Origin of the sequence: Streptomyces caniscabiei (assembly GCF_014930365.1) — a bacterium.
Classification (GTDB): Bacteria; Actinomycetota; Actinomycetes; order Streptomycetales; family Streptomycetaceae; genus Streptomyces; species Streptomyces caniscabiei.
This window is the reverse complement of sequence record NZ_JABXWI010000019.1, coordinates 1-13,953: the sequence shown is the minus strand read 5'-3', so window position 1 is coordinate 13,953 and position 13,953 is coordinate 1. Positions and strand designations below refer to the sequence as shown.

At 70.7% G+C, this 13,953-nt stretch carries 8 protein-coding genes and 1 pseudogene; 5 read left to right on the top strand and 4 right to left on the bottom strand.

Annotated features, from left to right (window positions below):
* The first annotated feature begins 190 nt into the window (after window positions 1-190).
* From HW837_RS38710 to HW837_RS38690, 5 genes are all read left to right on the top strand, one after another.
* Window positions 191-1,576, top strand: a complete 1,386-nt coding sequence (locus HW837_RS38710) for a cation:dicarboxylate symporter family transporter (RefSeq protein ID WP_045558877.1) — start codon at window positions 191-193, stop codon at window positions 1,574-1,576.
* 244 nt (window positions 1,577-1,820) lie between these two features.
* Window positions 1,821-2,249, top strand: coding sequence for a MerR family transcriptional regulator (locus HW837_RS38705; RefSeq protein ID WP_045558876.1), 429 nt, complete (start codon window positions 1,821-1,823; stop codon window positions 2,247-2,249).
* Entirely contained in the window at window positions 2,246-2,578 is a 333-nt protein-coding gene (locus tag HW837_RS38700) for a thioredoxin family protein (protein WP_078853572.1), read from the top strand. The genes HW837_RS38705 and HW837_RS38700 overlap by 4 nt, the downstream gene beginning before the upstream one ends.
* A gap of 191 nt (window positions 2,579-2,769) precedes the next feature.
* Window positions 2,770-5,013: a HelD family protein gene (locus tag HW837_RS38695; RefSeq protein WP_193381853.1), complete on the top strand. Its 2,244-nt coding sequence runs from the start codon at window positions 2,770-2,772 to the stop codon at window positions 5,011-5,013.
* Between the two features lie 144 nt (window positions 5,014-5,157).
* Entirely contained in the window at window positions 5,158-6,585 is a 1,428-nt protein-coding gene (locus tag HW837_RS38690; RefSeq protein WP_237270564.1) for a cytochrome P450 family protein, read from the top strand.
* 232 nt (window positions 6,586-6,817) lie between these two features.
* On the opposite strand, the gene glgB is transcribed toward HW837_RS38690, so the two are convergent.
* From glgB to HW837_RS38670, 4 genes and pseudogenes are all read right to left on the bottom strand, one after another.
* Window positions 6,818-10,096: a 1,4-alpha-glucan branching enzyme gene (glgB, locus tag HW837_RS38685; RefSeq protein WP_193383565.1), complete on the bottom strand. Its 3,279-nt coding sequence runs from the start codon at window positions 10,094-10,096 to the stop codon at window positions 6,818-6,820.
* A gap of 27 nt (window positions 10,097-10,123) precedes the next feature.
* The gene (locus HW837_RS38680; protein ID WP_093790564.1) at window positions 10,124-11,611 is read right to left on the bottom strand and encodes a maltokinase N-terminal cap-like domain-containing protein; all 1,488 of its coding nucleotides are present in this window, start codon (window positions 11,609-11,611) and stop codon (window positions 10,124-10,126) included.
* Between the two features lie 94 nt (window positions 11,612-11,705).
* The gene (treS, locus tag HW837_RS38675; RefSeq protein WP_193382671.1) at window positions 11,706-13,406 is read right to left on the bottom strand and encodes a maltose alpha-D-glucosyltransferase; all 1,701 of its coding nucleotides are present in this window, start codon (window positions 13,404-13,406) and stop codon (window positions 11,706-11,708) included.
* A pseudogene (locus tag HW837_RS38670) lies at window positions 13,403-13,953 on the bottom strand (alpha-1,4-glucan--maltose-1-phosphate maltosyltransferase); the annotation flags it as partial. The pseudogene HW837_RS38670 and the gene treS, both read right to left, overlap by 4 nt.

Genomic DNA, 13,953 nt, shown 5'->3' with positions numbered 1-13,953 from the left:
GCTCCCACCGCCGCCGGAAGTCCCCCAGCTGCCGGCTCCGGGAGCCCGCCGGCTCCCGACCCCGGGAGCCGGTCTCCCACCCGGGAACCCGCCGGTTCCCACCCCAGGGAGACCGACTCCCGCATTCCCCCGGACGTGAGCCGCACGCCGGAACAGCGAGCCGACGACGTCGTCGACGAGGAGGGCAGCCGTGGCCAGCAGCACCCATACGGCACCTACCGCTCCCGCCAAGCGGGACCGCACCCACTACCTGTACATCGCCGTGATCGTGGCCGTGGCCCTCGGCATCGCCGTGGGTCTCATCGCCCCCGACTTCGCCGTCGAGCTGAAGCCCATCGGCACCGGGTTCGTGAACCTGATCAAGATGATGATCTCGCCGATCATCTTCTGCACGATCGTGCTGGGCATCGGCTCCGTACGGAAGGCCGCGAAGGTCGGCGCAGTCGGCGGTATCGCCCTCGCCTACTTCACGGTGATGTCGCTGGTCGCCCTCGGCATCGGCCTGGTCGTCGGCAACATCGTCGAGCCGGGCACCGGCCTCGCGGTCACCGACGCGATCAAGGAGACCGGTCAGGCGCAGGTGTCGGCCGAGGCCAAGGACACCACCGAGTTCCTGCTGGGCATCATCCCGACGACCATCGTCTCCGCCTTCACCGGCGGCGAGGTCCTCCAGACGCTTCTCGTCGCCCTGTTCGCCGGCTTCGCGCTCCAGGCCATGGGTGACTCCGGCCAGCCGATCCTGCGCGGTGTCGAGCACATCCAGCGCCTGGTCTTCCGCATCCTCGCGATGGTGATGTGGGCCGCCCCGATCGGTGCCTTCGGCGCGATCGCGGCCGTGACCGGCTCCGCGGGCCTCGACGCCCTCAAGAGCCTCGCCGTCCTGATGCTCGGCTTCTACGTCACCTGCTTCCTCTTCGTCTTCATCGTGCTCGGCGCGCTGCTGCGGGTCGTCGCAGGCATGAACATCTTCACGCTCTTCAAGTACCTGGGCCGTGAGTTCCTGCTGATCCTGTCCACCTCCTCCTCCGAGTCGGCGCTGCCGCGCCTCATCGCGAAGATGGAGCACCTGGGTGTCAGCAAGCCCGTCGTCGGCATCACGGTCCCGACCGGCTACTCCTTCAACCTCGACGGCACCATGATCTACATGACCATGGCGTCCCTGTTCATCGCCGACGCGATGGGTACGCCGATGTCGGTCGGGGAGCAGATCCCGCTGCTGCTCTTCCTGCTGGTGGCCTCCAAGGGCGCGGCGGGTGTCACCGGTGCCGGTCTCGCGACCCTCGCGGGCGGCCTCCAGTCCCACAAGCCGGCCCTGGTGGACGGCATCGGCCTCATCGTCGGCATCGACCGCTTCATGAGCGAGGCCCGCGCCCTGACGAACTTCGCGGGCAACGCGGTCGCCACGGTCCTCATCGGCACCTGGACCAAGGAGATCGACAAGGAGCGGGTGAGCCAGGTCCTCGCCGGGCAGGCGCCGTTCGACGAGGCGACGCTGCTGGACGACGGCCACGGGTCGGCTGCGCCGGCTGCCACCCCCGCCGAGCCGGAGGGTGAGAAGGAGCTCGCCAAGGCGTGATGCTCCGCCTCCACAGCTCCGTACGGCCGGGTCCTCCCCCGTAGACCCGGCCGTACGGACACCAGGCGGAACAACTGAACAACTCCAAGTACACCGAGTGGCCAGGTCCTCCCCCTATAGACCTGGTCACTCGGCTTTTCGCGTCGCTGTCCGCTCTCCGCCGGTGGGGCTTCTCGCGCAGTTCCCCGCGCCCCTGACGGGGCGCGTTGGCGTTGACGTCGGCGTCAAGGAATACCGTCCTCGTATGCGCATCGGGGAGCTGGCCGAACGGGCCGGGACGACGACACGGGCGTTGCGGTACTACGAGGCGCGGGGGCTGTTGCCCGCGCGGCGTACGGGCAACGGGTACCGGACGTACGACGAGGCGGATCTGAGACTGCTGCGGCAGATCCGGACCTTGCAGGACTTCGGGTTCGACCTGGAGGAGACCCGGCCCTTCGTGGAGTGTCTGCGCGCCGGGCACCCGGAGGGCGACTCGTGCCCGGCGTCGCTGGCGGTCTACCGGCGGAAGCTCGACGAACTCGACGCGCTGATCGGTGAGTTGGCGGCGGTGCGGGCGTCGGTCGGCGAGCAGTTGGCGCGGGCCGAGCGGGCGCGGGCGCGGCTGGCGGCCGAGGCGGAGGCTCCGGGGGGTCCGGAGCCCGTGTGCGAACTGGGAGGCGGGGAGCTGTGATCAGGGCGGCGGGTGTGGCAGAGGTGACGGACGCGGACTTCGAGGCGGAGGTGATCGGGGCCGAGTTGCCGGTGCTGGTGGAGTTCACGGCCGACTGGTGCCCGCCGTGCCGGCAGATGGGGCCGGTGCTGAGCGCGCTCGCGGCGGAGGAGGGGGAGCGGCTGAAGGTGGTGCAGCTGGACGTGGACACCAACCCGGAGACCACCAACGCGTACCGTGTGCTCTCGATGCCGACGTTCATGGTGTTCAAGGGCGGTGAGCCGCTGAAGGCCATGGTCGGCGCGCGGCCGAAGCGGCGGCTGCTGGCGGAGCTGGACGACGTGCTCTGACATCTCCGGCAGCAGGGACGAGAAAACCCCCGAGCAATTGCGCTCGGGGGTTTTTTCTGCGTATATTAAATGGTTCGCGACTTCGAGAAATATGTCGCAGAGAAGTTCAGTGAGCACAGTATATCCGGGCGGGAGTGGAATTGTCAAACACCGGCTTTTCGCACGATGAACAGCATGAGGAACACAGCGAATTGCGGCGAGAGCAGGAATTCATCGACGGGGTGTACGCCCGCGTGGACGCCCTGCGCGGTGTAACCGAGCGATCCGTCACGGACGCGCTCGCCCAGGGCAACACGCCCAGGCAGGCCCGCCTGGAGCGGGACATCCTGGTCGCCGAGCGCTCGGGGCTGCTGGCCGCGCTCAACGCCGTCGACGGTTCGCTCTGCTTCGGCCGGCTCGACCTCGCCGACGGCACAATCCATCACATCGGCCGTATCGGGCTGCGCGAGGACGACACCGAGCGCACCCCGATCCTGATCGACTGGCGCGCCGACGTCGCCCGGCCCTTCTACCTCGCCACCGGCCACACCCCGATGGGGCTGCGCCGCCGCCGGCACCTCACCACCGAGGGCCGCCGGGTCACCGCCCTGCACGACGAGATCCTCGACCTCGGCGACGAGACCCGCACCGGGTACGAGGACCCGACCGGCGACGCCGTCCTGCTGGCCGCCCTCGACTCCGCCCGCACCGGCCGCATGGGCGACATCGTGCAGACCATCCAGGCCGAGCAGGACCGCGTCATCCGCGCCCCGCACCAGGGCGTGATGGTCGTGGAGGGCGGCCCCGGCACCGGCAAGACCGCCGTCGCCCTGCACCGGGCCGCCTACCTCCTCTACGAGCAGCGCGAACTCCTCGCCAAACGCGCCGTCCTCGTCGTCGGACCCAACCCCGCCTTCCTCGGCTACATCGGCGAGGTGCTGCCGGCGCTGGGCGAGACGGGCGTGCTGCTGGCCACGGTCGGCGAACTGTTCCCCGGCGTACGGGCCACCGCCACCGACACCCCGGCCGCCGCCCGGGTGAAGGGGAGCGCCGCCATGGCCGACGTCCTCGCGGCCGTCGTACGGGACCGGCAGGCGCTGCCCGACCCGGTGATCGCCATCGAGCACGACCGGGAGATCCTCATGCTCGACGACGACCTCGTACGGGTCGCCCGCGAGCGCACCCGCGAGGCGAAGCTCCCGCACAACGTGGCCCGTGAGCACTTCGAGGGCTACATCCTCAACACCCTCACCGAGATGGTCGCCGAGCGCATCGGCACCGACCCGTACGACGGCTCCAACCTCCTCGACGCCAGTGACATCACCCAGATCCGCGACGAACTGGCCGAGAACCCGGAGGTCTGGTCCGCCATCGGCCGGCTCTGGCCCCGGATCACCCCGCGTCGGCTGATCGCCGACTTCCTGGCCGAGCCGGACGCGTATCTGTCCGAGGAGGACGCCGACGCCGTACGCCGTCCGGTCACGCGCGCGTGGACCGTCGCCGACGTACCGCTGCTCGACGAGGCCGCCGAACTGCTGGGCGAGGACGACCGGCCGGCGCGGGCCCGCGCCGAGCGCGAGCGGGAGACCCGGATCGCTTACGCGCAGGGCGTGCTGGAGGTGTCCTACGCGTCCCGGACGTACGAGTTCGAGGACAAGGAGGACAGCGACCCCGACGGCTCCGAGGTGCTCTCCGCACACGACGTCATCGACGCCGAGCGGTTCGCCGAGCGGCACGAGGAGGACGACCACCGCAGCGCGGCCGAGCGGGCGGCGGCCGACCGGACCTGGGCGTTCGGGCACATCATCGTCGACGAGGCGCAGGAGCTGTCGCCGATGGCGTGGCGGCTGCTGATGCGCCGCTCGCCGACCCGCTCCATGACCCTGGTCGGCGACCCGGCGCAGACCGCAGAGGCCGCGGGCGTCGGTTCCTGGGCCGACATCCTCGCCCCGTACGTCCAGGACCGCTGGGAACACACCCGACTCGGCGTCAACTACCGCACCCCCGCCGAGATCATGGAGGTCGCGGCCGGTGTCGTCCGCGCCGAGCGGCCCGACTTCGAACCGCCCAGCTCCGTACGGTCCACCGGCGTACGGCCCTGGGCGCGCCGCGCGGCGGCACGGGAGCTGCCCGCCGAGGTGGCCGCGGCCGTCGCCGAACTCACCCCCGCCGAGGGGCGCCTCGCGGTGATCGCGCCGCGCGAGCTGCACCGGGCGGTGGCCGCCCGGCTCGACGACGTCACGGCGGGCGAGGAGCCCGACCTGACCCGCACCGTCGTCCTCCTCGACCCCCGGCAGGCCAAGGGCCTGGAGTTCGACTCCGTCCTCGTCGTCGAGCCGGGGCGCTTCGGCACGAGCGATCTGTACGTCGCCCTGACCCGGGCCACCCAGGCGCTCGGAGTCGTGCACGCGGAGGAACTGCCGAAGGCGCTGGAGGAGTTGCCGGCCCCGGCCTGAAGTGGGCAGGGGGAGCGGCCTGCCGGGTACCCGCAAGGCCGCACCCCCACCACCGTCACCACAGGTGCATCAGGGATCACCAACCCGTAACGGTTACCGTCATCGTCACTGCTCGTACACGATTCATGCGGTATGCGTGTCGGCATGGAAACACATCCGTTCGCGGACGCCACGGCCGGCGGCCCCGGCCTGGAATCGCTGCCCGTGGAGCCGTTGCTGACCTCGGAGTTCGACGGGGATCCGGGCAGCGTCTACGAGCGACTGCGGAGCACGTACGGGCCCGTGGCACCGGTGGGGCTGATGGGGGTGCCGGCCTGGCTGGTCCTCGACTACCGCGAGGTGCTGGAGGTCCTGCGCAACGAGAGCGTGTGGCGGCGCGACGTCCGGCACTGGCGGGCACGGGCGGAGGGGCGGCTGCCGCGGGACTGGCCGCTGCTCGCCGGGTACGAGGTCCGGCAGACCATGTTCTTCGACGACGAGGAGCACCGGCACGCGCGGCTGAGCTACCACTCGGCGATGCGGCCCTTCCAGGACGGGCACTCGCCCGAGGGCTGGGAGCTGCGGGCGGCCGTCGCGCGCTACGCCGACGAACTGATCGACGTGCTCGCCGCCGAGTCCGGCACCACCGGGTTCGCCGACCTCGCGGCGCAGTACACTCGGCCGCTGCTGCTGATGGTGACGACCAAGCTGTTCGGGTGCCCCGTCGAACTCGGCGACGAGATGGTCATGGACCTGTGGCGGATGCTGGACGGCGGGCCCGACGCGGGGGCGGCGACCGGGCGGGCGCTGGGGACGATGACCCGGCTCGCCGCGCACCGGCGGTCCCGGCCCGGGGAGGACCTGACCTCCTACCTGCTGCTGTCCGACCCGTCGCTCAGCGACGAGCAGTTGGGCCGCGAGCTGTTCATGAACGCGGTCTACCTCAACGACATCACCGGCAACATGGTCTGCAACACGCTGCTGGAGGTGCTGCGGGGGAACACCACCGTGCGGCGGAGCCTGTCGAACGGGCAGCTCGGGGAGACCGTGAACCGGGCCGCGCTGGTGAATCCGCCGACGGCCAATCTGTGCTTCCGGTTCGCGGCGCGTGATGTGCGGCTCGGGAACTTCCTGATCCGGGCCGGGGACATCGTGTCGCCGTCCGTCGCCGCGGCGCACCGGGACCTGCTGAAGATCGGGTCCTCGCACCTCGTCGACTCCGCGGTCAGTACGCGGGCACATCTGGCGTGGGGGGCCGGGCAGCATCAGTGTCCCAGTGCCGCGCGGGAGTTGGCGGGGACGATCGTGACGACCGCGGTGGGGCGGATCTTCGAACACTTCGGCCGGGCGGAGCTGACGCTGCCGCCGGATCAGTTGCCGTGGCGGTCGGGGCCTGTGGTGCGGGGGTTGAGGCTGTTGCCGGTGCGATATGAGCTGGTGGGGCGTGGGGTGGGGGAGCGGCCGGTGGGGGTGCCTGTCGCTTCGCCGGGGGGTGGGGGTGGGGGTGTCGAGGTGGAGGTGCGGCGGGGTGAGAGCAGTGGGCTGATGGGGCTCCTGCGACGGATGATGTCGAGCCGACGGAAGCCCGGCTGACCCCGGAACAGGCTGGTGGCCTGTCGGCTGCGGGCCGGTGGGGCTTCTCGCGCAGTTCCCCGCGCCCCTGAAAGGCCTCCGGCCTTTCGGGCCTGAAAAGCACGGGGCGCAGCCCCTGCTTTTCAGGGGCGCGGGGAACTGCGCGACCAGCCCCCACCGGACCCGCACGTGGGGGTCGAAGGGGCGCAGCCCCTGGGGATGGGACGGGTAGGGGCGGCGGGGGCGAGGAAAGTCAGGCCGGGCGGAGCCAGAGGGTGGTCAGCGGGGGGAGCGTGACGCGGATGCTGGCCGGTCGGCCGTGCCAGGGGTGGGGCTCCGGCTTCACCGGGTCGGCCGCCGTCACATCCGTCCCGCCGTACACCCCCGCGTCCGTGTTCAGCACCTCCCGCCACGCGGGCACATCCTCGGGAACCCCCAGCCGGTAGTCCTGCCGCACCACCGGCGAGAAGTTGGACACCGCCAGCAACGGAGACCCGTCCTCGGCGAACCGCAGGAACGCCAGGACGTTGTCCTCCGCCGAGTCCCCCGTGATCCAGGAGAAGCCCGCCGGCCGCGTGTCCTGCTCCCAGAGCGCCGGGGTGCGGCGGTACACCGCGTTGAGGTCACGGACGAGATCCCGCACCCCCCGGTGGTCCGCCTCCGCGCCGTACGCCGGATCGAGCAGCCACCAGTCCGGCCCGTGCGCCTCCGACCACTCCGCGCCCTGCGCGAACTCCTGCCCCATGAAGAGGAGTTGCTTGCCGGGATGGGCCCACATGAAGCCCAGGTAGGCGCGGTGGTTGGCGCGCTGCTGCCACCAGTCGCCCGGCATCTTCGACACCAGCGAGCCCTTGCCGTGCACGACCTCGTCGTGCGAGATCGGCAGGACGTAGTTCTCGCTGTACGCGTACACCATCGAGAAGGTCATCTCGTGGTGGTGGTGCTTGCGGTGGACGGGGTCCTTGGCCATGTAGCCCAGGGAGTCGTGCATCCATCCCATGTTCCACTTCAGGCCGAAGCCGAGCCCGCCGAACCCGCCCGGCCCGGTGTGGTGGGTGGCCCGCGTGACACCGTCCCAGGCCGTGGACTCCTCCGCGATCGTCACGACGCCCGGCACCCGCCGGTACACGGTGGCGTTCATCTCCTGGAGGAAGGCGACCGCGTCCAGGTTCTCCCGGCCGCCGTGCTCGTTCGGCGTCCACTGGCCCGGCTCGCGCGAGTAGTCCAGGTACAGCATCGACGCGACGGCATCCACCCGCAGCCCGTCGATGTGGTACTCCTCGCACCAGTGGACGGCGTTGGCCACCAGGAAGTTGCGCACCTCGCGGCGCCCGTAGTCGAACTCCAGCGTCCCCCAGTCGGGGTGCGCCGCCCGCGCCGGGTCCTGGTGCTCGTACAGCGGGCGCCCGTCGAACTCCGCCAGCGCCCAGTCGTCACGCGGGAAGTGGGCCGGTACCCAGTCCATCAGCACCCCGATCCCCGCCCGGTGCAGGGCGTCGATCAGGTACTTGAAGTCGTCCGGGGTGCCGAGCCGGGCCGTCGGGGCGTAGAACCCGGTGACCTGGTAGCCCCAGGAACCCCCGAAGGGATGCTCGGCGACCGGCAGCAGCTCGACGTGCGTGAAGCCGAGGTCGGAGACGTACGCCGGCAGCTGCTCGGCAAGCTGACGGTACGTCAGCCCCGGCCGCCAGGACGCCAGATGGACCTCGTAGACCGAGAACGGCGCCTCGTGCGCGGGGGTCTCGGCGCGCCTGGCCAGCCACTCCTCGTCGCCCCACTCGTAGTGCGAGGCGTGCACGACGGACGACGTGGCGGGCGGGACCTCCGTGCGACGGGCCATCGGGTCGGCCCGGAACGTCCGCGAACCGTCCGGCCGGGTGATCTCGAACTTGTACAGCTCGCCCTCGCCGATCCCGGGCACGAACAGCTCCCACACACCCGAGGAGCCCAGCGCACGCATCGGGAAGCCCGTGCCGTCCCAGAAGTTGAAGGTCCCGGCCACGCGCACACCACGCGCGTTCGGCGCCCACACCGTGAAGCGGGTGCCGGTGACACCCTGGTGGGTCATCGGCTCGGCGCCGAGCGCACGCCACAACTGCTCGTGCCGCCCCTCACCGATGAGATACAGGTCCAGCTCACCGATCGCGGGCAGGAACCGGTACGCGTCCTCGGTCTCCTGCTCGGTCCCCTCGTACGACACCAGCAGCCGGTACGCCTCCGGGACCTCCCGCAGCGGCAGCAACGCCGAGAAGAAGCCGCCCCCGTCGTCGTGCAGCTCCGCCCGCAGCGACCCCACCAGCACGCTCACCCCGAGGGCGTACGGCCGGAACGCCCGGAACACCACACCACCGGGCGCCGGATGCGCTCCGAGCACGGCGTGCGGCTCATGATGCGTACCGGCCACCAATCGCTCCCGGTCACCGCCGTCCATCGCGGGGGAGAACGCGGGCTCGGTGGCCTCGGGGGAGACGACCGGCGCGGCAGCCGGGGGTTCGTCGGGCAGCGGCTCGGTCGTGGACTGCCGGGGGACCACCGGGTCGGGGCCGGACGGCTCCGGGGTGGCCTGATGGGGGACGGTCGGCTCGGGAGGCGTGGCCGAACCCGCCAGAACCGACACGGCGGCGGCCGGCTCGGCCCCGGCCGACTCGGACACCGCCACGGCCTTCCGCGCGGACGCTTTCCCGGCGGAGCCCTGCTTGGCTGCGGCCGTCTTCGCGACGGTCGTCTTCGCGACGGTCGTCTTCGCGCCGACCGTCTTCGCGCCAGCCGCCTTCGCAACAGCCTTCTTCGCGACGGTCTTCTTCGTGGCAGCCTTCTTCGTGGCAGCCTTCTTCGTGACGGCTTTCTTGGCCACGGCTTTCTTGGCGGCGGCCGTCTCGGCGGCACCTTCGGCGGCCACGGATCCCGCCGTGACGGGTTCGGCGGCCACGGCTTGCCCGGCCGTGGTCTTCTCGGCCACCGTGGTCTTCTCGGCCACCGTGGTCTTCTCGCCCACCGTGGTCTTCCGGGGCGCGGTCTTCTTGGCCGCCGCCTTCCGCCCGCCCGCCGCCTTCTCTCCGGCCGCATTGACTCCGGCCGCGGTCTTGACGTCGGCCTTCTCCGCGACGGCCTTCTCCGCGACGGCCTTCTTCGCGACGGCCTTCTCCGCGACGGCCTTCTTCGCGACGGCCTTCTTCGCGACGGCCTTCTTCGCGACGGCCTTCGTGGCCACGGCCTTCTTCGCCGTCGCCTTCTTCACCGCTGCCTTTTTAACCGCGGCTTTCTTCGCCACGGTCTTCGCCGCCGGTGCCCCCGTCGCCGCCTCGGCCGCGACCGCCCCGGTCGTGCTCTTCGCCGCCGTCTTCCTGGTCGCCGACTTCTTCGCCGTCGCCTTCTTCGCGACGGTCTCCTTCGTGGCCGTCGTCTTCTTCGCGGCCGTCTTCCTCGTCGCGGTCTTCTTCGCGGCGGTCTTCTTCACCGGGGCCGGGGCCGGTGCCTCGGCCCCGGTGTCGGGGTGCTGCGTGCTGTCGTCGGACGGCGGGCGGGGAGTCACAGGGACGGTCTCCTCGGGAGGGTGGTGTCAGGGGGTGGTGTCGGTGCAGGGGTCCGTGGCCAGCCGGCGGACGGCGGCCAGGGGTACCGGGAGCCAGTCGGGGCGGTGCCGGGCCTCGTAGAGGACCTCGTACACGGCCTTGTCGGTCTCGTACGCGCGCAGCAGCACGGGATCGGTCCGTGGATCGACCCCCGCCACGTCCGCGTACCCGGAGCAGTACGCGGCCCGGCACGCGGTCGCCCAGTCGGCCGCCGGGGGCTGGAGGGAGTGCGCGGCGTAGTCGAAGGAGCGGAGCATGCCGGCGATGTCACGGGCGACGGGCTGCGGCATCCGCCGCTCGGCCAGCGGCTTCGACGGCTCGCCCTCGAAATCTATGAGCGACCACTCGCCGGAGGGCGAGCGCAGACACTGCCCGAGGTGCAGGTCGCCATGGATGCGCTGGGCCGTCCAGGAGCGCCCCTCGGCCGCCAGGTCGGCCAGTGCCTCGAAGGCGGTGTGCAGGCCGGGCGCGTACGGCCGCAGCGCGGGTACGGCCTGCGCGGCGGCCTCCAGGCGCTCGGTCATCCCCTCGACCAGCGCCTCCAGTTGGGGCCGGCCCAGGGTGACCGTGGGCAGGGCGTGGGTCAGCGCGGTGTGCACCTCGGCGGTCGCCCGCCCCAGCGCCCGCGCCTCGGCGGTGAAGTCCTCGCCTTTGGCCAGCATGCTCAGCGCCAGTTCCCAGCCGTCCGCCGCGCCGTGCAGGAACGGTTGCAGGACGCCCAGCACGTGATGGCCGTCGGGGTCGCCGGCGCGGCCCAGGTCCGCCACCATCCACGCCACCGGCGCCGGGACCCGGGGGCAGCCCTCGCGGGACAGGGTGAGCGGCAGTTCGAGGTCGGGGTTGTCCCCGGGCACGACCCGGCGGAACAGCTTCAGGATGAACGTATCGCCGTAGACGAGCGAGGAGTTGGACTGCTCGGCGGTGGCGAGGCGGGGCACCAGGCCCTCGGGGATGTCATGGCGCATGTCGCGTCCGCACCGCAGCTCACCCACGCGGGCCTGGGTCCGCAGCGCCTCCAGGAGGACATCGGCGAGCCGTGGGTCGTGCAGTCCCTCGTACACCGTCCGCCCGGCGAGCGGTCCCTGCTCCACGTGCCCGATCAGCGCGGGTGCCAGCCGGGGCGGCAGGGTCCGGCGTACGCCGAGCAGCAGCTGGTAGCAGTCGCCGGGATGCGCCGGAGCGCCCTGGGACGGCACCAGCGGCTGGTGCGCGCGGACGAGGAGATGCAAGAGCCCGGCCTTGGACTCGCCGGCCCCCGGCGACCCACTGGCCGAGGCGGGGCCCACCGGCAGCAGTTCCGTCGCCGCCACGAGGCTGAAACCGGTGACCGGCCGCCCTTTCCCCGCGAACCAGCGCTGCCGTGGCAGCCACTCGCGCAGCAAAGGCTCCAGCGAGGTGAGCAGCCCGGCCGGCGGTTCGGCGGCGGGCGGTGGTGCAGGACTTGTCGCGGTGGAGTGCGAAGCGGCTTCCGACATGGAATCGCGTCCTTTCCCCGGGGGGCGGGGTGTTCCTGTCTGCGTGCCCCGGGCGGGCCGGGGGAAACCGGCCCGCCCGGGGTTCCGGTCGGGCTTACACGGCGTCCTTGCGTAGGCGGAACCAGTAGAAGCCGTGGCCCGCGAGGGTGAGCAGATACGGCAGCTCGCCGATGGCGGGGAAGCGGACTCCGCCGATGAGTTCGACGGGGTGGCGTCCCTCGTAGGCGCGCAGATCGAGTTCCGTGGGCTGGGCGAAACGCGAGAAGTTGTTCACGCACAGCACCAGGTCGTCCCCGTGTTCGCGCAGGTAGGCGAGGACGGACGGGTTGGACGAGGGGAGTTCGGTGTAGGTGCCGAGACCGAACGCCGGGTTCTGCTTGCGGATCTCGATCATCCGGCGGGTCCAGTGCAGCAGCGACGACGGCGACGACATCGACGCCTCGACGTTGGTGACCTGGTAGCCGTAGACCGGATCCATGATCGTCGGCAGTGACAGCCGCCCCGGATCGCAGGAGGAGAACCCGGCGTTGCGGTCGGGGGTCCACTGCATGGGGGTGCGGACGGCGTCGCGGTCGCCGAGCCAGATGTTGTCGCCCATGCCGATCTCGTCGCCGTAGTAGAGGATCGGCGAGCCGGGGAGGGAGAGCAGCAGGGCGGTGAAGAGTTCGATCTGGTTGCGGTCGTTGTCCAGGAGCGGGGCGAGGCGCCGGCGGATGCCGATGTTGGCGCGCATGCGCGGGTCCTTGGCGTACTCCGCGTACATGTAGTCGCGTTCTTCGTCGGTGACCATTTCGAGGGTGAGCTCGTCGTGGTTGCGCAGGAAGATGCCCCACTGGCAGTTCGCGGGGATGGCGGGGGTCTTGGCGAGGATTTCCGAGACCGGGTAGCGCGATTCCCGCCGCACGGCCATGAAGATCCTCGGCATCACCGGGAAATGGAACGCCATATGGCATTCGTCGCCGCCGCTGGCGAAGTCGCCGAAGTAGTCGACGACGTCCTCCGGCCACTGATTGGCCTCCGCGAGGATGACCGTGTCGGGGTAGTGCGCGTCGATCTCCTTCCGCACCCGCTTGAGGAAGTCATGGGTTGCGGGAAGGTTTTCGCAGTTGGTGCCCTCCTGCTGGTACAGGTACGGCACCGCGTCCAGCCGGAAGCCGTCGATGCCCAGGTCCAGCCAGAACCGCAGCGCCGAGATCATCTCTTCCTGGACGGCCGGGTTCTCGTAGTTGAGATCGGGCTGGTGGGAGAAGAAGCGGTGCCAGAAGTACTGCTTGCGGACGGGGTCGAAGGTCCAGTTGGAGGCTTCGGTGTCGACGAAGATGATGCGCGCGCCGGGGAACTGTTTGTCGTCGTCGGCCCAGACGTAGTAGTCGCCGTAGGGGCCGTCGGGGTCCTTCCTCGATTCCTGGAACCACGGGTGCTGGTCGCTGGTGTGGTTCATGACGAAGTCGATGATGACGCGCATGCCGCGTTGGTGGGCGGCGTCGACGAATTCGACGAAGTCGGCGAGGTCGCCGAATTCGGGGAGGACGGCGGTGTAGTCGGAGACGTCGTAGCCGCCGTCGCGGAGGGGGGATTTGAAGAAGGGCGGGAGCCAGATGCAGTCGATGCCGAGCCACTGCAGGTAGTCGAGTTTGGCGGTGAGGCCCTTGAGGTCGCCGATGCCGTCGCCGTTGCTGTCCTGGAAGGAGCGGACGAGGACCTCGTAGAAGACGGCGCGTTTGAACCAGTCCGGGTCCCGGTCCTTCTGCGGCGTGTCCTCGAAGGTGTCCGGAACGGGCTCGTTGACGATCATTGTGTGGGTGACCCCCCGATCTGCGGGTTGGACGGTCGCAGGACGGTCAGTACATGGGCGGGCGTGCGACCCGGTTCCAGACGTACGTAGTTGTTCCTGCCCCAGGTGTAGACCTCGCCGGTGAGCTCGTCGCGCACCAGCACCGACTCGTGCCATTCCAGGCCGAGTCGCGGCATGTCCAACGAGACCGTGGCCTCCTGGGTGTGGTGGGGGTCGAGGTTGACCACCACCAGAACCGTGTTCGATCCCGCGCTCTTCGAGTAGATGATCACCGCTTCCTGGTCGGCGTCGTGGAAGTGCAGATCCCGCAACTGACGCAGCGCCGGGCTCCGGCGCCTGATCTCGTTGAGCTTGCCGAGCAGTGGGGCGATCGTACGTCCGTCGCGTTCGGCCGCGCCCCAGTCGCGGGGGCGGAGTTGGTATTTCTCGGAGTCGAGGTATTCCTCGCTGCCGGGTTTGAGGGGGGCGTTCTCGCAGAGTTCGTAGCCGGAGTAGACGCCCCAGGTGGGGGAGAGGGTGGCGGCGAGGACGGCGCGGAGTTCGAAGG